Here is a 20,421-nt window from a genome sequence, read left to right as displayed (position 1 = left end):
TCGCGGGCCGATCCGGCCTGATCGGCAGGACACCCCTAGGGAGCCGCGCGGTGGCGAGGGTCAATCCGCGGAGCGCACGGCCGCCAGGGCCGTCTGCACGCTCGCCTCGATGTCGCGGATCGGGTAGATCACCTCGCGGACCGTGCGGTCGCGGTCGATGACCAGCGTCAGCCGCTTGATCCGGCTCGTGCCCGCCGCGCGGAACGTCGGCAGCCGCAGCGCCGCCGTCAGCGCCAGGCCGGCGTCCGAGAGGAGCGGGAACCGCAGGCCCTCCTGCTCCGCGAACTCCCGCTGCTCGTCCGGGCGCTGAGTCGACACCCCGTGCACGGTGGCGCCGGCCGCGGTGAACTCCGCGAGCTGGTCGCGGTACGTGCACGACTCGAACGTACAGCCCTTGGCGCCCGGGATCCCGGCCCAGCCGGGCGGGTAGGACTCGGCGCGCGCGTACGCGCCCGGAAAGCAGTACAGGACCGTGAACGGGGTGTCCGCCACCGGGTCGCGCAGCTCGCCGAAACGGTCCGGCAGCAGCAGCTCCGGCACCCGGGTGCCGCGCAGCGCGTGCACCCGGTCCGCCTCGCGCGAGGCCTCGCCCGTCGTCGCCGTCATCTCTCCCTCTCCCAGGATCCAGGTGTCGCCCCAGTCCTGGAGGGCCACCAGGACGGGCAGCAGCCCCCGCCCGCGCGGGGTCAGCCGGTATTCGTGCCGTACCGGTCGCTCCTGGTACGGCTCGCGCGACAGCACCCCGGCCTCGACCAGCAGCTTCAGCCGCTCCGCCAGCACCTTGCGGGACATCCCCAGCTCGCGCTGGAGCTCGTCGAAGCGGTGCAGGCCGCGCGCGGCGTCGCGCACGATCAGCAGCGTCCACCAGTCGCCCACCACGTCGAGGGCCTGGGCGATGGCGCAGTCCGCGTCGCCGAGGTGTGTGCGCTGGGCCATGGGAACTCCTTCGTCCGTTGACCCAAGGCTGTCATGCTGACATAGTCCGTTCCCAAAGGGAACTCACTCATCGGATCAGGGGGACACGGGTGTGCTGCAGGGGTTCAAGGACATACCGAGGGTTGTGTGGCTGCTGGCTGCGGGGGTCTTCGTCAACGCCGTCGTCAGCTTCACCTTCGTCTTTGTCTTCCTCTATCTGACCGGCCCGCGCGGCCTCGGGGCCGCCGAGGCCGGCCTGGTCACCGGAATCGGCGGCATCGGCCTGGTCGCCGGCAACTTCACCGGAGGGTGGTACGGCGACCGCTTCGGCCACCGCCGGGTGCTCCTCGTCGCCTCCGCGCTCGGCGGCCTCGCCCTGACAGCCGTCCCGCTGCTGCCCACCCCGCTGCTCTACGCGGCCCTCCCGGTCACCCAGTACGCCTCCGGCGTGATCCGGGCCGCCAACGCTGCGCTGGTCGCGGTCACCGTCCCGGAGGGAGCCCGCCGCCAGGCCTTCGCCGTCGTGCGCTGCGTCTCCAACGGCGGGTTCACCCTCGGGCCGCCGCTGGGCGCACTGGTTGCGACCGGGCTCTCGTACGACTGGCTCTTCCTCGGTGACGGCCTCGGCACGCTCTTCTTCGCCCTCTGGACCGCGCGGGTCGTCCCGGCCCGCGGCGCGTCCCGCACGACCTCCGCGGCCCGGGACGGGGGTCCGGGCCGCGGACTCGTCGCCGAACTGCGCGCCCGCCCCGCCGTGCTGGTCCTGCTCGGCGCGATCCTGGTGACCGACATCGTCTACCGCCAGCAGTACTTCACCTTCCCCGTCTTCCTCGCCGACCACGGCCTGGACGCACGGGCCTTCGGGCTCGTCATCGCCCTCAACGGCGGGGTGATCCTGCTGCTGGAGCTCCCCGCGGCCGTCGCACTGCGCGAGCGGCCGGCGCTGCCGGTCATCGGCACCGGGCTGGTCCTGGTCGGGGCCGGCTACGCGGCGCTGCTGCTCGGGGCCGGGATCGCGACCGCGGTCGCGATGATGATCCTGCTGAGCCTGGGGGAGATCCTCTACAAGACCACCGCCACCGCCTACGTGGCCGACCAGTCGCCCGAGCACGCCATCGGCCGGTTCCAGAGCCTGTACGCGGGGGTCTCGGTCAGCGGTGTCGTCCTCGGCCCGCCGCTGGGCGGAGCCCTGTACTCCGCCGCGCCCGGGCTGCTGTGGCCGCTGTGCGCGGTGCTGGCCGCCGGGGCGGGCGCGGCGCTCCTGTGGGCGCACGTCCGGCAGGCCCGGCACGCAGCCCGGCATGCGGCGGAGCCCGCGGAGCGACCCGTACGACCGGCACATGAGACCGGTTCGCAACCAAAGGCCGTCGCCGGTTAGGTTTCGGATATGACTGCTACGCGTACCACCGGCGCCGTCGCCGCCGGACTTGCCACCATCACCGCCGACGGCACCGTCCTCGACACCTGGTTCCCCGCCCCCGGGCTGGTCGCCGAGCCCGGCCCGGCCGGCACCGAGCGCCTCACCGCCGACCAGGCCGTGGAGCACCTCGGCGCGGCCGCGGCCAGGGCGATCCGCACGGACGCGGTCCGCGGCGTCGAGGTCGTAGCCGTCCGCACCGTCATCTCCTCCCTGGAGGACAAGCCGCTGGACGCGCACGACGCGTACCTGCGCCTGCACCTGCTGAGCCACCGCCTGGTCAAGCCGCACGGCCAGAACCTCGACGGCGTCTTCGGCCTGCTGGCCAACGTCGCCTGGACCTCGCTGGGCCCGGTCGCCGTCGACCAGGTCGAGACCGTCCGCCTCAACGCGCGCGCCGAGGGCCTGCACCTCCAGGTCACCTCGATCGACAAGTTCCCGCGGATGACCGACTACGTCGCCCCCAAGGGCGTGCGCATCGCCGACGCGGACCGCGTCCGCCTCGGCGCGCACCTCGCCGAGGGCACCACCGTCATGCACGAGGGCTTCGTCAACTTCAACGCCGGCACCCTCGGCACCTCCATGGTCGAGGGCCGCATCTCCGCGGGCGTCGTGGTCGGCGACGGCTCCGACATCGGCGGCGGCGCCTCCACCATGGGCACGCTCTCGGGTGGCGGCAAGCAGATCATCTCGATCGGCGAGCGCACCCTGATCGGCGCCGAGGCGGGCGTGGGCATCGCGCTGGGCGACGAGTGCGTGGTCGAGGCCGGCCTCTACGTGACCGCGGGCACCCGCGTCACCCTCCCGGACGGCCAGATCGTCAAGGCCCTGGAGCTCTCCGGCGCCAACAACATCCTCTTCCGCCGCAACTCGGTCACCGGCGCCGTCGAGGCCCGCCCGTACAAGGCGGCCTGGGGCGGCCTGAACGAGGTCCTGCACAGCCACAACTGACGCTCCGCCGGCCTGGCGCGGGGCTGAGGTTCACCAGCCGCCGACGCCGGTCACCACCGAGCGCCCTCCCGCGGTCTCACCACTGCCCGGGGAGGGCGCTCGGTTCACCCGGTCGGGCCGGGCCGGGGTTCAGCCCGCAAGGCGCAGGAACCAGCGGCGCGAGGGGTGGCTGTCGCAGGTGAACACGACGAGCGGGTGGTTGTTCGTGGTGAGGGTTCCTCCCGCGACGGTGGCGCACTTGCCGGTCTGCATGTTGACCAGCTGGTAGGAGGCGCTGTTCCAGTTGGTGATGTTCCAGCGGCGTGACGGGTGCGAGTCGCAGTCGAACTGAAGCATCTCGACGTTGTTCGCGTCGGAGACCCCGCCTGCGAACGTCATGCACTTGCCGGTCTGGACATTGACGATCTGGAAGGAGCTGCCGTTCCAGTTGGTGACGTTCCAGCGGCGCGAGGGGTGCGAGTCGCAGTCGAACTGGACGAGCGGGTGGTTGTTCGCGGTGAGAGACCCGCCGGCGACGGTCGCGCACTTGCCGGTCTGTACGTTGATGATCTGGACGGTGCCTCCCGAGATCCTGGCCGCAGCGATGTCGAGCGATGCCGGCTGTGCCGCGGTGGGAGCGGGCAGAAGCATGAGGCCGCCGGCCGCGAAGGCCGCCGAGGCCGCCAGGAGGCGACGTGCCCGGGTGTTCTTGCGCATGGGAGCACTCCTGTCTTGATTCCGCGAGGTGGGATCAGGAGGCGCGCCGAGGCCGGGGGTCCCGCTCGGCAGCCCTGTGCGCAGCTCCGATGACGGGGCGGGCGTGAGGCGTGGGGGCGGGGGCCTCTCTCCGGACCTCCTGTCGCCGTGGCCGACCGGTTCATCCACGGGCGCATTGCCGGTGGTCAGGTCCACGGTCCGGTCCGGCGCCGAGTGGCCGCCCTCCGGTGGGCCGCCGATCAAGGTGCGGCTGCCTCTCCCACTATCGATGTGGGTGGCCCGACCCGCAACCGAGCGGGCCACCGCGGTCCTGCACATGCGGAACGCCCCTCGGCCCGCAGGGGGAGAGGGGCGTTGCGGCTCGCGGGGGGCCGGGCGTCTGCTCGCGCCGGACCGGGGGCGGGTCAGTGCAGGGGGATCGTGCGGACCAGGCCCGCGAAGGCCTGCTTCTCCGCCTCGGTCAGCTCCACCGACTCCATCGGGTGCGCGGCGGAGGTCCGCTGGGACGGGATCATCGGCAGGCTCTCGGCGGGGGCGGGCTCCGGGTGGCGGGAGCGGCTGTTCCGCAGCATGTGGCCGAGGCCGGTGACCCAGACGATCGCGGCCGCGAGCAGGACGGCGAGGCCGGTTTCCTGAGCGAGGGAGATGGAGGGGAACACGAGGATCCTCCGGAATGCGGTCGGTACAAGCCGGTACAAGATCGGGCGTGGAGATACTCAACACCACTACCGGTCGTTTCGGTAGAGATGTGTCGAGCGTCACGCCAGGGCTGAAAGTCCCTGTCTTGCCCGGGAAGACCCGCCCCCGCTGCGGGGGCCCGGCCGGGACGGCGGCCGGACCCCCTGCGGCTTCGGACCCGAAGGGTTACGGGCGGAAGCGCAGCACCTGCGGGTCATGGTCGCTGTTCTGCGCCGCGAACTCCGCGTTGATGTGGACGCTGTCGTACGTGAACTTCTTGATCGCCGGGCTGGTCAGGATCTGGTCCAGCACCTGCGCGTTGCCCTGGTAGACGTACGAGTACCGCTCCGCCTTCGGCAGCGACTTGATCGCCGGGTACAGGGCCCCGCCGTCCGCCAGCGCGTCCGTCGTCGCCGAGAACTCGAAGTCGTTGATGTCACCGAGGACCAGGACGTTGGCGTTCTTGTCCTCCGCCAGGATCTGCTTCACGAAGCCGTTCACGGCCTGCGCCTGCAGCAGTCGCTTGGCCTCCGAGGAGCGGACCGGCGGCTGGTGGTGCGAGGTCAGGCCCTCGTCGCCGCCCTTGGAGCCGAAGTGGTTGGCGATCACGAAGACCGGCTTGCCGCGGAAGACGAACTCGCCGGCGAGGGGCTTGCGGCTGTCCGCCCACGCCGGGTTGGCGGGGTCGACGCGGCCGGGGGAGTGGGTCAGGGCGGCCTTGCCGTTGACCTTGGTCACGCCGGTCGCCGTCACCGCGTCGCCCGGGGCGCGCTCGGTGAAGGAGACCCGCGCCGGGTTGAAGAGGAACACCTGGCGGATGTTGCCGCCGGGCTCGCCGCCGTCCTTCTTGTCCTCGGGGTTGACGGTTCGCCACTGGTAGGCCGGGCCGCCCGCCGCCGAGATCGCCGCGGTGAACTTCGTGAGCGTCTGCTCGGCCGAGACGGTGCCGTCGTTCTTGGCGCCGTTGTCGTCCTGGATCTCCTCCAGGGCGAGGATGTCGGGCGAGGCGAGGTTCTCGACGACGGCCTTCGCCAGCGCGTCGAACTTCTCCTGCGGGTCGGTCGGGTCGAGGTTCTCGACGTTGTACGTGGCCACCGCGAGCTCCTGCTCGGCCTGCGGCTTGGTCTTCTCGGGGGCGAGGGTGCCCGCCTTGACGGTGCCGAGGGTCCGGGCCACCAGCGTGTAGCCGCCGAACTGGTTGAAGTCCAGCGGGCCTTCCGTGGTGCCGGTCAGCTTGTCGCCGACGTTGGCCACCGGGAAGGGCTGCTGCGCGAGGGGCGCGAGCTGCTGGATCTGCAGGCGGCCGGTGTTCTGGGACTCGTAGGAGCCGTAGACGGTGCCACCGCGCTTGGCGGTGTTCTCCCAGCCCTTCACCGTGACCCACAGCTCCGAGTACGGGTCGGTGGCGCCGACCACGCGGGAGGTGCCGATCTTGACGTTCATGCCCTCCAGCGACTCGTAGTGGTCCAGGGCGTAGCGCGAGGGCTCCAGGGTCAGGCCGTTGATGCTGCCGCCGGCGGCCGGGTCGCCGGCCGGGGCGTACTCGGCGGGCACCGAGTACTCGTTGATGGCGGTGGCCTCGGGCAGCGCGTTGCCGGAGGAGACCACGGTCACCGTCGGCTTCGAGATCTGGGTCACCGACTGGTTGCCGGAGGTCAGGCCGCCGGGGATGTACTCGCCGACCGTGCCGGAGACCTTGACCGCGTCGCCGACGGCGACGGTCGGGACCGCGTTGGTGAAGACGAAGACGCCTTCGCTGGTGGCGTCGTTGTCGTCCGCGTCCGGGTCCTGGATCCAGAAGCCGCGCGAGCCGTACGTACGCACGCCCGTGACGATGCCCTCGACGTCGGTGACCTGCTTGCCGTTCAGCGGGGATATCCGAGTGGTGCCCTGGATGTCGTGGATGCGTATCGGATCGGCGGACACGGCGCCTTCGGCCGCGTCGGCGGAGCCCGCGAGCAGGCCGGTGGCCAGTGCGGTGGCGACGAGGGCCGCGACGGCGGCGGAACGGGGATGCGAGGAGCGCATGGGCAGGAACTCCGGTGTGGGAGAGGGGAAGGAGGTGTGCGGCAGCGAGATCTGCGGCAGGTTTGCCGCTCCCGATACATCTACGCGCGTCAATTTCCTGTGCGGCCAGCAAAGTTGTCAAGCCCTCCAGGGAATACGACAGCTGACTGTGGGATGAACCAAAGACGATGGCCCGCCGGACACGCCCGAAATGCGTCTACGCTGGAGCGCCGTACGAAGGCCACGTCTGTCGTCTGCGCCACATCCGTCATGCCGTACTGCCCGTCATGTCGGCCATGTCATCGAAATCCGGGCGCACATGACGGTCCGGCCGGCGCGCGGCCCGTGTCACCAACGCCACACCCCGAAACACGCCGAAACGCCCCGCCCCACCGCGTCCGCGAGGAGAACCGCCCCATGTCCGCAGACTCGCACCCCACGCTGCCGCCGGTACGGCTGCGCTCCGATGCGGAGCTGGCCCGCGACGCCCTCGGCGCCCCGCTGTTCGCGCGCGCCGTACGGCTCGCCCGCTGGGCCGGACCCGGCACCCGCGTCGGCGTCGGAGGTGAGCTCGCCGTCGACCAGCTGCCCGAGGCCGCCGCGGTGCTCGGCCTCGACCCCGCCGACGAGGACGGCGACGGGTACGCGAGCCAGGCCTGGCGCGTGGCCGTGGACACCGGTCTGGTCGACGTGACCGAGCCGGAGGACGACAACGGGGAGGGCGACGAGGAGCGCTTCGGCACGGCCGCGCCCGGCGAGGACCTCGCACTGGTGACGAGCGGTGCGCCCGGCGACGTACTCGACCTCTGGCTGGCGGCCCTGGACACGGTGCTCGCCGACGCCGCCGTGCCCGACCTGGACGACCTCGTCGACGCCCTCGACGCGGGCGGCGGGGTCGACTTCGACCGGCTGGACTGGAACCCGGGGCGCGAGGCCGACTTCCTCGACGGGGTCCTCGCCAACCTCTACCTGCTCACCGTCACCGAGCACGGGGCGGCGGACGGCCCGATTCCGCTGCCGGTGCTCGCCGCGTCGATGGTGGTGCCCGACGACATGGGCGAGCCGACCGATGCGGTGCTGGAGCAGGTCTCGGACGCGATGATGCGCCTCGACGACCAGTTCCGGCAGCTGGAGCCGATCGGCCTGGTGGAGTTCCGGCCCGTCGACGAGGAGCTGATGGCGGAGGCCGACGGCCCCCTGGAGCCGGGGACCGGCGGCGGGGCGGGCGGAGCGGGCGCCGTGGACGACGAGGACGTCTCCCGCTACGGGATGGTCCGGCTGACCCCCCTCGGCCTGTACGGGATCCGGGCCCGGATGCTGGAGGCCGGGGTCGATGCCCCGGCGGTCGGCGAACTGGCCGAGAAGGGCGCCGACGCCCTGCTGGACGCGGTCTCCTTCTACTCCGAGAGCGCCGCCCAGGCCGAGATCGAGCAGTGGCTGGCCGGCCGCGAACTGCCCGCCGCGGCCGCCGAACTGCTGGCCGCCGCCCGCGGGGACGACGAGGGCGGCCCGCTGCGCCGGCTCCGGTGCCAGCAGGCCCTCGCACCGGCCGGGCCGGAGGCCGAGCCCGCGGTCCGCTCGGTGCTGGACGACCCGGAGCTCGGCGGGCTCGCCCGGGTCTGGCTGGCGGAGCGCGGGATGAGGGACGTACCGGCGCCGGACGCGGAGATGGTGTTCTGGCTGACCGTCGACACGATCGCGGCGCAGCTCGCCACCGACGTGGAGACGGAGGAGCTGCCGCTCCTGATGGAGACCCTGACCGCTCATCACACGGGCTTCTTCGATCAGGTGTGGCGGGTGGAGCACCCGGCGACGGCGTACGTCCTGGAGGCCATGGGCCGGCTGCACCCGGACAAGAAGGCGGCCAAGGAGGCCCGTAAGGCCGCGTTCAAGGCGCGCTCCCGCCGCCCGGCCTGATCGAAGGGCTTCCCGGTCGTCGCTGCCGGACCCCGCCCGGCCCCCACCGCCCGGCAGGGGTCCGGCAGGGGTCCGGCAGGGACGACTCAGACCGTTCTGTGCCAGCCGCCGCCCGCAACGCCCCAGCCGGTGAGTTCGGGCCTGACCACAGGGAGCGCCCAGGGTTCGAGGGTTCCTTCGCAGAGCTCCGCCAGGAACTGGACCATTCCGCCCTCGTAGTGCCACCAGGCGCTGTTGTGGGAGCTGATGGTGACGGGCCAGCGGTCCGGATCGTCCCCGAGCACGCTCCAGAAGAACTCGTCGCCCTCCCTCGAGTTCCCCCAGAGCATCAGGACCGTCGGGGCGAGCTCGGCGGGACGCAGCTCGGGACCCTCTCCCCCGAGCTCCCTGGCCCACTCCTTGGCCCGGTCGCTCTCCTCGCCGGGCAAAGGGGCGGTGAGGGCCAGGAAGTCGTCCAGTTCGAAGGCCGGATACCACTCGGCGAGGGCCTTGAAGTCGGAGGGCAGAGCCGTTTTGAGCTCTTCCTCGACCGCGGGCCAGTCGAAAGCGGCCCGGTCCCTGCGACGCAGTTCCACCAGCCCGGGAACAGCGCGCTCCAGGGCGGCGATCGCCTCCTCCGGGTCGAGGATCCTGCGTACCGGCTTCTGGGTTCCTATGAGTTCTTCCACCAGCGCAGCCTGCCAGAACCCGTGCCCCCGACCGCAGGGCCGGGTGGTGCCCGGGCCGGATGCCCGGGAAGGCACCCGCAGGGCGGTGACAATGCGCCGTTCCTGGGGCCGGAGTTGGCCATTCCGGGGCGGACCAAGGGGCCGGTTCCCCTTGGTGGGTAGTTCAGCCGCCGTTCACGTGCGGGCGGGAGCGTGTGCGCCGACGACCGCACGACAGGCGCACCACCTCCCCACCCCAGGAGCCCCGATGCCGCTCACCCGCAGAGACTTCACCGCCCGTACCGTCATCGCCGGCGCGGGAGTCGCGCTCACCGGGACGGTCGGCGCCCTGGCCACCGCCCCCGGGGCGCTCGCCGCCGAGGACGGCACCGGCCGCGACGAGCACGGGCGGCCCTGCGAGCCCGGCTACGGCCCGCTCGTCCCCGACCCGGCCGGTCTTCTCGCCCTGCCCGCCGGGTTCACGTACCGCGTCATCACGCACTGCGGTGTCACGAAGCTGGACTCCGGCGAGAGCACCCCGTCGAACCACGACGGGACGGCCGCCTTCGAGGGCCACCGGGGTGTCACCCTCCTCGTCAACAACCACGAGCTCAAGGGCAGGCGGGAGAGCTGGGCCCACCCCGTCCCGCTCGCCGAGGGCCTGGTCTACGACCCGGCCGCGGCCGGCGGCTGCACGGTCGTCGAGGTCCGCCGCGGCGGCGAGGTCGCCGAATGGGTGGGCATCGCCGGTACGTCGACCAACTGCGCGGGCGGCGCCACTCCCTGGGACACCTGGCTGACCTGCGAGGAGAACTCGGACCTTGCCGGCAAGAACGGCATGACCAAGGACCACGGCTACGTCTTCGAGGTCGACCCGCACGACCGGCGCGCCAACCAGGATCCCCGGCCGGTCAAGGCGTTCGGGCGCTACGACCACGAGGCCGTGGTCATCGACCCGCGCCAGGGCCACGCGTACCTGACCGAGGACGCCTCGGGCCCCAACGGCCTGCTCTACCGCTGGACCCCGCCCCGCGGCTTCCGCCACGGGCGCGGCAGGCTCCGTACGCTCGCGGCCGACGCCGGCGTGCTGCAGGCCGCCAAGTGCATCGACAGCACCGGCCGGTTCGTCGACGACCTCTCGCGCGCCGCGAGGATCGGCACCGTCTACGGGGTCGACTGGGTGGACGTGCCCGACCGCGACGCCCGGACCGTTCCGGTGCGCAAGCAGTTCACGGACGGCGTGGTGACGCGCGGACGCAAGCTGGAGGGCATGTGGTGGGCCGACGGCGGCGCGTACTTCGTCTCCTCCTACGCCCGTGAGGAGAGCCCGGGCACGGCCCACGACGGCCAGGTCTGGTTCTACGACCCCAAGCGGCGCACGATCCGGCTCACCGTCCTGATCGGGGTCAACGCGGATCCGTCGGCGGACGGCGGCTACGACGGCCCCGACAACATCACGGTGTCCCCGTACGGCGGTCTGATCATCGCGGAGGACGGCTCGGGGCTGCAGCACCTGTTCGGCGCGACCGCGTCGGGCCGCACCTACCCGCTGGCGCGCAACGAGCTGAACATCGGATCGGCCGAGGAGCCGGAGTACTCCGAATTCACCGGTGTCTGCTTCGCACCGGACGGGCGCACGCTGTACGCCAACATCCAGGACCCGGGGATCATGCTGGCCATCACCGGGCCGTGGCGGCGCACGCACTGACGCGTGCGCCGGCGCCGGAACCCGCCCGGCGCCCACGCCTCACTGGGCCGGGGAAACCTCCGCGTGGGAGGCCTCGGCCCACTCGGCGAGCAGGAACTCATACGCCTCCGAGGGCCACTCGCCGTCCACCCGGGTCTCGACAAGGTGCCGTATCGCCTCGTTCGCCTCGGCGGCGGACGGGCGGGCGGGCCCTGCGGGTGTGAGTGTCTCGTGCATGGTTTCAAGGCTACGGGCGGGCACTGACAGCCACCTACGGATTACGCGTGGCATCCATCACCCGCGATCCGGACCGGTGGCCGCATGTGCCCGCCCACCTGCTCAGAGTGCCTGTGAGGCCGGCTTGACCATGCCGCGCACTGTGCGCGACTTCACAAAGTCGCCCATGGCGGTCATCTCCCACTCACCGGAGAACTGCTTGATCAGCTTGGCCATCATCACGCCGGTCTGGGGCTCGGCGCTCGTGAGGTCGAAGCGCACCAGCTCCTCGCCACTGGCCGCGTCGATCAGGCGGCAGTAGGCCTTGGCCACGTCCGTGAACTTCTGGCCGGAGAAGGAATTGACCGTGAAGACCAGGCCGGTCGCGTCGGCGGGGATCCGGCCGAGGTCGACGACGATCACCTCGTCGTCGCCCGCGCCCTCACCCGTGAGGTTGTCGCCGGAGTGCTTGATCGCGCCGCCCAGGATCGACAGCTTGCCGAAGTAGCAGCTGTCGATGTGGTTGCGCTGGGGGCCGTACGCGATGACGGAGGCGTCGAGGTCGATGTCCCGGCCGCGGAAGGCGGGCTCCCAGCCGAGGCCCATCTTGACCTGGGAGAGCAGCGGGCGGCCGCCCTTGACCAGGGAGACGGTCTGGTTCTTCTGGAGGCTGACCCGGCCCTTGTCGAGGTTGATCTTTCCGGTGGCGGGGGCGGCGGCCGGGGGCGCGGAGGGTGCCACCGGGGCGGGGGCCGCGGGCGCCGAGGGGGTGGTCGCGCCGCCGAGCCAGGGCGAGGCCGGATAGGTGGCCGGCGGGGCCGGGGGCGCGACGGGCGCCGGGGCGGCGGGCGGGGCCACGGCCTGGGCCGGCGCGGGCTCCTCCTCCACGGAGACCCCGAAGTCGGTGGCGATGCCCGCGAGGCCGTTCGCGTACCCCTGGCCGACCGCGCGCACCTTCCACACGCCTCCGCGCTGGTAGATCTCGACGACGACCAGCGCGGTCTCGGTGCCCAGCTGCGGCGGGGTGAAGCCGGCGATCACCGTGCCGCCGTCGGCGTTGCGCACGGTGGCGGTGGGCTCGATGCCCTGGAAGCTCTGCCCGGCGGCGTCGGGGCTGGCCGTGACCACGATCCGCTCGATGCCGGGGGGCAGCGCGCCGGTGTCCACGGTGATCGAGTCCGGCGTCGAACCACCGCCGGACCGGTAGGTGACACCGGGCCCGGTGGGCTGGTTGAAGAAGATGAAGTCGGCGTCGGAACGCACCTTGCCGTCCGCCGTGAGGAGCAGGGCCGATACGTCGAGACGCACCGGCGCAGCCACGTCGACCGTCACACGAACGGCGTTGAGCGGCAGGTTGGATCCAGGGGTCATAGCGGTCATGCCGGGAGAACGACCGGAGGTGCTTTGCCGTTCCCTTACCCTCGCGGGATATTCGGGATATTTCAGCGCTGATTGCCCGGATGGCCGAGCGCGACGCGTTCGTTTTCGAACGTGTATGCGTCGTTGCGGCGGGCCGGTGTCCCGGCGGCGGGCCGTCAGCCGCCGTCGGGACACCGGTGGGGCAGCGGCGCCGGGACCCCGTCGCGGGCGGGCCCCGCTCAGTCCCCGGTGACCTGGCGCGGCAGCCGCAGCGGGTTGGCCTCGCGCAGCTCCGCCGGAAGGAGCGCGTCCGGCACGGACTGGTAGGCCACCGGCCGCAGCCAGCGCTCGATCGCCGTACCGCCCACCGAGGTGGAGTGCGAGGTGGCCGCCGGGTAGGGACCGCCGTGGTGCTGGGCCGGGGCCACCGCGACCCCGGTCGGCCAGCCGTTGACCACGATCCGGCCCGCGAGCCCGGTGACCTGACCGATCAGCTCGGTGGCCGGGCCCGGCGCGCCCTCGGTCTCGGCGGCCGACAGCTGGAGGGTGGCGCTCAGGTTCCCGCCGAGGCGCCCGAGCACCGCGCCGGCCTCGCTCTGGTCGGCGTACCGCACGACGACGGTGACCGGACCGAAGCACTCCTCGAGGAGGAGATCGTAGGCGCCGCCCTCCAGGAGGTGCCCGGCGCCCACGGTCAGGTAGCCCGCTCCGACGGTGTGCTCCCCGCCGGATCCGGGGGTGACGGGGGCCTCGACGCCCGGCAGCGCGGCCCGCTGCCGCACCCCGGAGACGAAGTTCTCCCGCATCCGGTGGTCGAGCAGCACCCCCGGCTCGGTCTCGCCGAGCGCCTTGGTGAGCTCGCCGGTGACCCGGTCGCCGTCCGCCCCTTCGGGGACCAGCACCAGGCCGGGCTTCACGCAGAACTGGCCGACGCCGAGGGTGACCGAGCCCGCGAGCCCGGCCCCGATCTCCTCGGCGCGTTCGGCGGCGGCGGCCGGGGTGACCACGACGGGGTTGAGGGAACCCAGTTCGCCGTGGAAGGGGATGGGCACGGGCCGGGCGGCGGCCGCGTCGAACAGGGCCCGCCCGCCCCGGATCGAACCGGTGAATCCGGCGGCCGCCACCAGCGGGTGGCGGATCAGCTCCAGGCCGGCGTCGAACCCGTGGACCACGCTCACCACTTCGGCCGGGAGACCGGTGGCGACCGCGGCCCGGCGCAGCAGCGAGGCGCACAGTTCGGAGGTGGCGGGGTGGTCCGGGTGCGCCTTGACGACCACCGGGCAGCCGGCGGCCAGCGCGCTCGCGGTGTCGCCGCCGGGGACGGAGAAGGCGAGCGGGAAGTTGGAGGCGGCGTAGACCGCGACCACGCCGAGCGGAACCTTGTAGCGGCGCAGTTCGGGGCGCGGCGGGCTGAGGGAGGGGTCGGCGCGGTCGATGCGAATGTCGAGGTAGGCCCCGGCGTCCACGGCGTCGGCGAAGGCGCGCAGCTGGCCGGTGGTGCGGGCCAGTTCGCCGGTGAGGCGGCCCGGTCCGAGCGCGGTCTCCGCGTCGGCGGCCTCGATGACGTGGGCGGCGGCCTCGTCCAGCAGTGCGGCGGCGGCGCGCAGGAAGGCGGCGCGGACGGTGGCGTCGGCGAGCGCGCCGCGGGCGGCGTGGGCCGCCCGTACGGATTCGTCCACCTCCTGGGATGTGGCCTCCACCGCAACCTGTTCGCGCTGCTTCCCGGTGCGGGGGTCCACACTCCAGACTGATGTCGTTGTCATGGCCCGCTGCCTCCTGGATCGTTCAGTATTCTGAACGCTGTTCCGGTGGATGAATGATCACATCTGCTGTGGACTCTATTTCCGCGTCCTCGGCGTGACAAGAGGCGATCAGAGGGGGAAGCAGGCGTATGACGACGACCGAGGCGGGGATCCCGGCCCAGGCGGCGCCGGTCAAATCGGCGGTGCGGACCGTCCTGCTCCTGGAGCACTTCGCGGCGCGGCCCGGGCTGCACAGCCTGGCCGACATCCAGAGCGACCTCTCCCTGCCCAAGTCCAGCCTCTACATGCTGCTGCGCACCCTGGTGAACCTGGGGTGGGTGGAGACGGACGCGACGGGCACGCGGTACGGCATCGGCGTACGGGCCCTGCTGGTCGGCAGCTCGTACATCGACGGGGACGAGGTCGTCGCCGCCGCCCGGCCCACCCTGGACCGGCTCTCCGACGACACGACGGAGACCATCCACCTGGCCCGGCTGGACGGAACGAGCGTGGTCTACCTCGCCACCCGGCAGTCCCAGCACTACCTGCGGCCCTTCACCCGGGTCGGGCGGCGGCTGCCCGTGCACTCGACGGCGCTGGGCAAGGCGCTGCTGGCCACGCACACCGACGAAGAGGTGCGGGGGCTGCTGCCGCGCCGGCTGGAGGCGGTCACCGAGCACACGATCACCGACCGGGAGCGGCTGATCGAGGAGCTGGCGCTGGTGCGGGAGCAGGGCTACGCGGTGGACCGGGAGGAGAACACGCTCGGGCTGCGCTGCTTCGGGGTGGCCGTGCCGTACCGGACGCCGGCCCGGGACGCGGTCAGCTGTTCGGTGCCGGTGGCGCGGCTGACGGGGGAGCACGAACAGCTCATCAAGGCGGCGCTGTTCGAGGCGCGGGACCGGCTGTCGGTCGTGACGCGCCGCATGTGAGGCCGCGGCCGAGGCCGCAGGCGGTGAGTATGTGAGGCCGCACGGGGCGCGATGGGTGTGATGGGTGTGATGCGGGCGTGGTCCTCCCCCGCGTGGGGGAGGCGGTTCCCCTTCAAGGGGGAGGTGGCGGGGGCGCGCAGCCGCGACCGTTGAGTCATGAACACGCGAGAGGTGCAGTCGCAGTCGAGTGAGGTGACGGGCGCGAAGCAGCCGTTGCCCTTCCGCCCGGGGACCGGGCAGCGGATCCTGCGGGCGGTGGCCGTGGCCGCCACCGTGCCGTATGTGGGGCTCAAGGCGGCCTGGCTGGCCGGGAGCAGCCTCGGGATACCCGAGGGAAGCGTCCTGCGCGAGCAGGGCCCGTTCTTCACCGTGGCCAATTCCGTGACGCTGGCCATGGACGCCTGCGTGATCCTGCTCGTGCTCGTGCTCACCAGGCCCTGGGGTATACGGGTGCCGGCCTGGCTGCTGACCGTCCCGGTGTTCGTGGCCACCGGTCTGCTGACCCCGATCGTCGTCGCGTACCCCGGACAACTGCTTCTGCGGGCACTCGGGTTCGGACCCGACCCGGTGGTGGAGGCGGCGCGCGCACCCTTCCTGGACCCATGGGTGTTCGTGGTTGTCTACACCGGGTTCATCGTTCAAGGACTCGCCCTGGCCGGGCTGTTCGTGCCCTACGCGCGGGAGCGCTGGGGGCGGCGGTGGCAGGGCGTGACAGGGAAGCGGCTGCCGCCGTCCACGGGGGTGGTGGCGGCAGCCGCGGCGGTCGGCAGCCTGGCGATCGCGGCGGTGTACGGGTACTGGACCTTCGGCGGGACAGCCGGTCTGGGCGCCGCACATGTGGCCGACCGGTCCTCGGACACGGCCGTGGGGTCCGCGACCCACGCGCTGTGCGCGCTCGCCGCCGCGGCGGGAGCCCTGCTGCTCGCCCGCGGTGGAACGCTCCCGGCGAGCCGGCCGCTCGGCCTCGCCTGGATCGGCGGGGCGGCCACGCTGAGCTGGGGGGCGTGGATGCTGATCGCCTCGACGGGGCCGCAGCCGGCCGGGGGCGAAGGGCCTCCCGCCACCATGGTGTTGATCTATGCTGGCCAGGTGATCACCGGATTGCTCACCGGCACCGTCCTCATACGCTTCCTCACCGCACCACGCGCGGTGTGACCCGGCTGCTGGGCGCGGGGGCCCGGTGGCGCTGGGTGCACCTGATACTCGGCGGCGCCCTGCTCATGCCGTACTTCCTGCTCACGCAGGTGGTGGTCGGCGTGGCCGCCGGCGGGGTCAACGCGCTCAACTCAGCGCGGCTCACCTTCCTGGCCTACGGGCTCTCCCTGCCCCTCGTCGCCGTCACGGGGCTGTTCGGGCCGGTCCGGCCGATGTCGGTGACCGCCGTCCGGGCCATGTGCGCGGTGCCGGGGGAGCGGCTGGCCGACGGGCCGGCGAAATCCTGGGCCGCCCGGGGACGGGCCTCGGCCTGGTGGACCCTGCACCTGGGGACCGGAGCACTGATCAGCGGAATGACCCTCGCGGTGCCGCCCATGGCGGTCATGCTGATCGCGGTTCCGATCGTGGGCGGCCTGGAGGACGTCCGGTTGGGGTACGGCTGGTTCGCGACGGACGCCGGCCCGTACGGCGCCCCGTTGCTCGGGATCGGCCTGCTGGCCGGGCTCGTCCTGTGCGCCGCCGGGGCCGGGCAGCTGATGGCCCGCACGGCTCCCGTCCTGCTCGGGCCGACCGCCGCGGACAAGCTGGCCGCGGCCGAGGAGCGGGCCGCCGACCTGGCCGTGCGCAACCGGCTCGCGCGGGAGCTGCACGACGCGGTCGGGCACGCGCTGAGCGCCGTCACCCTCCAGGCGGTCGCCGCCCGGCGGATGCTGGAGCGCGATCCCGAGTTCGTACGGGAGGCGCTGGCCGCGATCGAGGACACCACCCGGCGGACGGTGGGCGAGCTGGACGCCGTACTGGGTCTGCTGCGGGACGGGGACCCGGCCCGGCCGGACGCCGCGCCCGCACCCACCCTCGGCGCCGACCTCGACGGGCTGCTGGCCCGCACCCGGGCCGCCGGCACCACCGTCACCGCGCACCAGGCCCCCGGACCCGTCGGGGACTGGGCCGCGCTCCCGGCGATCGCCTCCCGCGAGGCGTACCGGATCGTCCAGGAGGGTCTCAGCAACGCCCTGCGCCACGGCGCGGGCCCGGTGGATCTGCGGATCCGCGTACACGACGGCCCCGGCGCCGGCACCGCATCCCGTGAACTGGAGATCACCATGACCAATCCGCCCGCCGCCCCCGACGACCGGGAGCCCCGTACCACCGGGGGCCGCGGCCTGCGCGGCTCCGCGGAACGGGCCGCGCTGCTCGGCGGCAGCGTCGTGGCCGGCCCGCACGGGGGCCTGTGGCGGCTGCGGGCCGTCCTCCCGCTCGCCGGGGGCGACCGGTGACCGGCCCCGCCCCGGCGGGCCGGCCGCCGCTGCGCATCGTGCTCTGCGACGACGAACGGATGGTCCGCACCGCGCTGCGGGTCATCCTGGAGGCCGAAGCCGATCTTGAGGTCGTCGGTGAGGCGGCCACCGGGGCCGAGGCGGTCTCGCTGGTCCGCTCGCTGACCCCCGACGTGGTGCTGATGGACGTCCGGATGCCCGAGATCGACGGCATCCGGGCCACCGAACAGATCCTCGCCACCATGGCCGAGCCGCCCCGGATCGTGGTCGTCACCACCTTCGAGAACGACGCCTACGTCTATGACGCGCTGCGTGCGGGAGCCGTCGGATTCCTCCTCAAACGGGCCGACCCCGACGAGCTGATCGGCGCGGTCCGGCTCGTCGCCCGCGGCGACTCCCTGCTCTTCCCGGCCGCCGTCCGCTCCCTCGCCGCCACGCGCACGGCCGGCGCCCCGCCCGCAGACGCGCCCTGGGTGGCCCGGCTCACCGACCGCGAGGCCGACGTACTGCGTCTGATGGCCACCGGGCTGTCCAACCACGAGATGAGCGAGCGCCTCGGGGTCGGGCCCCAGACGGTCAAGACGCACGTCGCGTCGGTCCTCACCAAGACCGGCTCCCGCGACCGCACCCAGGCGGTCATCGCGGCCTACGAGGGGGGCTTCATCATGAAGAAAGGCTGAGAACCCCGCCACAATCGGGGCAGAGCGGAACGGCCGGGAAGCCCGGGACGTCCTTCTGGGGGATGAACAAAACGATCAGGCGTGCGTCGGTCTTCTGTCTGCTCCTGGTGCTGGCCCTGCTGGTCCGCGTCACCTGGGTGCAGGCATACCAAGGCCAGGCCCTCGCAGACGACAAGCACAATCGCCGGAACCTCATCGGGCAGTACGAGAACCCGCTGGGGAACATCATCGTGGGCGGGGAGGCGATCACCGGCTCGGTGAAGACGGGCGGCAAGGACTTCGCCTACAAGCGGACGTACGTCGACGGCCCCCTCTACGCACCGATCACGGGCTACAGCTCCCAGGCCTACGGCACCACCATGCTGGAGGGCATCTACAAGAACGTGCTCAACGGCTCCGACAGCCGGCTGAAGACCGTGATGGACATGCTCACCAACAAGCGGGCAGCTCCCGGGAACGTCCTGACCACCATCGACAAGGACGTCCAGAAGGCCGCCTACGACGCGCTCCAGGGCAAGCAGGGCGCCGCCGTGGCCCTGGACCCCAGGACCGGCGAGATCCTGGCCGTGGTGAACAACCCCTCCTTCGACCCGGGCACCATCACCGGCGCCAACGACGAGAAGGCCTGGACCGAGCTCTCCGCCGACAAGGGCAAGGCCATGGAGAACGTGGCCCTGCGCAAGCCCCAGGCGCCCGGCTCCACCTTCAAGCTGGTCACCCTCGCCGCGGCGATCGAGAACGGTCTGGTCACCGACATCGACCGGCAGACCGGAATCCCCGACCCGTACACGATCCCCGGCACCCGCACCGCGCTGCCCAGCGAGGCCGGCTCCGCGGCCTGCAACAACGTCTCGGTGCGCACCGCCCTGCGGCTGTCGTGCAACAACGTCTTCGCGGAGCTCGCCTCCAAGCTCGGCCAGGACAAGATGCGGGCGACGGCCGAGAAGCTCGGGTTCAACGTGCAGATCGACACCCCGGTGCGCACCAACCCGTCGAGCAAGTACCCGGCGAAGAAGATGTCGGTCGACCAGGTCGCACAGACCGGCATCGGCCAGTTCGACGTACAGGCCACCCCGCTCCAGATGGCGATGGTCACGGCCGCGATCGAGAACGGCGGCAAGCTGGTCGCCCCGCACATGGTCTCCGAGGTCACCGACGCGGGCGGCGACGTGCTGGAGAGCTTCAAGGATCCGAAGTCCCAGCAGGTCATGGACGCGAAGACCGCCTCGATGATCCGCGACGCCATGCGCACGGTCGCCACCGAGGGCGGCGGCAAGCCGGCCCAGGTGTCGGGGGCCGAGGTGGGCGGCAAGACCGGTACCGCCCAGCGCGGCGTGAACAACAGCCTCGCCCCGCTGGCCTGGTTCACCTCCTACGGCAAGCAGGACGGCAAGCAGATCGCGGTGGCCGTGGTGATCGAGAACTCCGACACCGACCGCTCCGAGATCGGCGGCGGCAAACTGGCCGCACCCATCGCCCAGAAGATGATGGCGGCCTGGCTGAAGAAGTAGCGGCGGGAGCCGCACTGTGACGCGCCGGGAACCGCCGAGGGGCCCGGCGCGTTTCCTTTCCCATGATCAGAACCGCACAGGCAGCCGACCTCCCCGCGATCGCCGCCCTGCACACCAGGGCCCGTGCCACCTACTACCAGGGACACATTCCCGAGCAGGCGTACCTGGGTGACGCCGAACTCCAGCGGACCCGCGAGGGCTGGTCGCGGGCCATATCCCGGGACGCCGCAGAAGGAGGCGTGCTCTGCGCCGAGCAGGACGGTGAGCTGACCGGGGTCGCCGCGTACCGCACACAGGACGGCGAGACCACGCTCACCCAGCTCCATGTGGACCCGGTCCACTGGCGCCACGGCACGGGAGCCGCCCTCCACGCCGCCTGCGTGGAGCTCTGGCGGCGGGCCGGGATCGGCCGGGTCCGCCTGGAGGTCTACGAGCACAACCTCCGCGCCCGGGCCTTCTACGCGACCCGGGGCTGGCTCGCGGACCCGTCGGCCCCCCACGCCGGCACCCACGTCACCCTCTGGCTGCAGGTGGGCGACGTGCCGGACCCGTCGGGGGACTGAGCCCGGGGAATCATCCCGGGGGCTGAGTCCGGGGAATGAGACGGGGCAGCGGACGGTTGAACCGCAAACCG

The 20,421-nt window shown here is 72.4% G+C and carries 18 protein-coding genes; 10 read left to right on the top strand and 8 right to left on the bottom strand.

The genetic code is table 11. From position 1 onward, the window contains the following. Positions 1-60: 60 nt before the first annotated feature. A complete protein-coding gene (locus OG444_RS10400; RefSeq protein WP_327261890.1) occupies positions 61-936 on the bottom strand; it encodes a winged helix-turn-helix transcriptional regulator in 876 nt (291 codons plus the stop codon). A gap of 94 nt (positions 937-1,030) precedes the next feature. Here OG444_RS10400 and OG444_RS10395 point away from each other — a divergent pair, with 94 nt between their 5' ends. Further along, positions 1,031-2,293, top strand: coding sequence for an MFS transporter (locus OG444_RS10395; protein ID WP_327266719.1), 1,263 nt, complete (start codon positions 1,031-1,033; stop codon positions 2,291-2,293). 9 nt (positions 2,294-2,302) lie between these two features. Next, on the top strand, positions 2,303-3,283 hold the full coding sequence (dapD, locus tag OG444_RS10390; RefSeq protein ID WP_327261889.1) for a 2,3,4,5-tetrahydropyridine-2,6-dicarboxylate N-succinyltransferase: 981 nt from the start codon (positions 2,303-2,305) through the stop codon (positions 3,281-3,283). A gap of 129 nt (positions 3,284-3,412) precedes the next feature. Here dapD and OG444_RS10385 read toward each other — a convergent pair whose 3' ends face one another. The 3 genes from OG444_RS10385 to OG444_RS10375 all read right to left on the bottom strand — a co-directional run bounded on the left by OG444_RS10385 (position 3,413) and on the right by OG444_RS10375 (position 6,685). After that, complete coding sequence (locus OG444_RS10385) at positions 3,413-3,979, bottom strand: RICIN domain-containing protein (protein WP_327261888.1); 567 nt, start codon at positions 3,977-3,979, stop codon at positions 3,413-3,415. 404 nt (positions 3,980-4,383) lie between these two features. Beyond that, a complete protein-coding gene (locus OG444_RS10380) occupies positions 4,384-4,638 on the bottom strand; it encodes a hypothetical protein (protein WP_327261887.1) in 255 nt (84 codons plus the stop codon). A gap of 205 nt (positions 4,639-4,843) precedes the next feature. Continuing rightward, on the bottom strand, positions 4,844-6,685 hold the full coding sequence (locus OG444_RS10375) for an endonuclease/exonuclease/phosphatase family protein (protein WP_327261886.1): 1,842 nt from the start codon (positions 6,683-6,685) through the stop codon (positions 4,844-4,846). A 396-nt stretch (positions 6,686-7,081) separates the two neighbouring features. Between OG444_RS10375 and OG444_RS10370 the strand changes: the two genes are divergently transcribed. Next, positions 7,082-8,581, top strand: a complete 1,500-nt coding sequence (locus OG444_RS10370; protein WP_327261885.1) for a hypothetical protein — start codon at positions 7,082-7,084, stop codon at positions 8,579-8,581. Between the two features lie 86 nt (positions 8,582-8,667). Here the strand turns inward: OG444_RS10370 and OG444_RS10365 are convergent, their stop codons facing one another. After that, positions 8,668-9,249 (bottom strand): hypothetical protein, encoded by a 582-nt coding sequence (locus tag OG444_RS10365; RefSeq protein WP_327261884.1) that lies wholly within the window; start codon positions 9,247-9,249, stop codon positions 8,668-8,670. 247 nt (positions 9,250-9,496) lie between these two features. On the opposite strand from OG444_RS10365, the gene OG444_RS10360 reads away from it, so the two are divergent. Beyond that, positions 9,497-10,936 carry an alkaline phosphatase PhoX gene (locus tag OG444_RS10360; protein ID WP_327261883.1) on the top strand — a complete coding sequence of 480 codons (1,440 nt, stop codon included), beginning with the start codon at positions 9,497-9,499 and terminating at the stop codon, positions 10,934-10,936. A 39-nt stretch (positions 10,937-10,975) separates the two neighbouring features. On the opposite strand, the gene OG444_RS10355 is transcribed toward OG444_RS10360, so the two are convergent. The 3 genes from OG444_RS10355 to OG444_RS10345 form a co-directional block, all read right to left on the bottom strand. Beyond that, positions 10,976-11,152, bottom strand: a complete 177-nt coding sequence (locus OG444_RS10355) for a hypothetical protein (RefSeq protein ID WP_327261882.1) — start codon at positions 11,150-11,152, stop codon at positions 10,976-10,978. Positions 11,153-11,254: 102 nt separating this feature from the next. Next, complete coding sequence (locus OG444_RS10350) at positions 11,255-12,511, bottom strand: TerD family protein (RefSeq protein WP_327261881.1); 1,257 nt, start codon at positions 12,509-12,511, stop codon at positions 11,255-11,257. Positions 12,512-12,729: 218 nt separating this feature from the next. After that, positions 12,730-14,253, bottom strand: coding sequence for an aldehyde dehydrogenase (NADP(+)) (locus OG444_RS10345; RefSeq protein WP_327261880.1), 1,524 nt, complete (start codon positions 14,251-14,253; stop codon positions 12,730-12,732). A gap of 128 nt (positions 14,254-14,381) precedes the next feature. Here OG444_RS10345 and OG444_RS10340 point away from each other — a divergent pair, with 128 nt between their 5' ends. From OG444_RS10340 to OG444_RS10315, 6 genes are all read left to right on the top strand, one after another. Beyond that, positions 14,382-15,164 (top strand): IclR family transcriptional regulator, encoded by a 783-nt coding sequence (locus OG444_RS10340; protein WP_327261879.1) that lies wholly within the window; start codon positions 14,382-14,384, stop codon positions 15,162-15,164. Between the two features lie 156 nt (positions 15,165-15,320). Further along, a complete protein-coding gene (locus tag OG444_RS10335; protein WP_327261878.1) occupies positions 15,321-16,319 on the top strand; it encodes a hypothetical protein in 999 nt (332 codons plus the stop codon). Further along, positions 16,316-17,596 carry a sensor histidine kinase gene (locus tag OG444_RS10330; protein ID WP_327261877.1) on the top strand — a complete coding sequence of 427 codons (1,281 nt, stop codon included), beginning with the start codon at positions 16,316-16,318 and terminating at the stop codon, positions 17,594-17,596. Before OG444_RS10335 ends, OG444_RS10330 begins: the two co-directional genes overlap by 4 nt. Positions 17,597-17,655: 59 nt before the next feature. Further along, positions 17,656-18,276, top strand: a complete 621-nt coding sequence (locus tag OG444_RS10325) for a response regulator (protein WP_383190285.1) — start codon at positions 17,656-17,658, stop codon at positions 18,274-18,276. A gap of 62 nt (positions 18,277-18,338) precedes the next feature. After that, positions 18,339-19,787, top strand: coding sequence for a peptidoglycan D,D-transpeptidase FtsI family protein (locus OG444_RS10320; RefSeq protein WP_327261876.1), 1,449 nt, complete (start codon positions 18,339-18,341; stop codon positions 19,785-19,787). A gap of 62 nt (positions 19,788-19,849) precedes the next feature. After that, positions 19,850-20,350 (top strand): GNAT family N-acetyltransferase, encoded by a 501-nt coding sequence (locus OG444_RS10315; RefSeq protein ID WP_327261875.1) that lies wholly within the window; start codon positions 19,850-19,852, stop codon positions 20,348-20,350. The last annotated feature ends 71 nt before the right edge of the window (positions 20,351-20,421 follow it).

The sequence above is a fragment of the Streptomyces sp. NBC_01232 genome (genome assembly GCF_035989885.1).
Taxonomy (GTDB): Bacteria; Actinomycetota; Actinomycetes; order Streptomycetales; family Streptomycetaceae; genus Streptomyces.
Note: the sequence above shows the minus strand (reverse complement) of the source record. Positions and strands in the feature narration are given on the sequence as shown.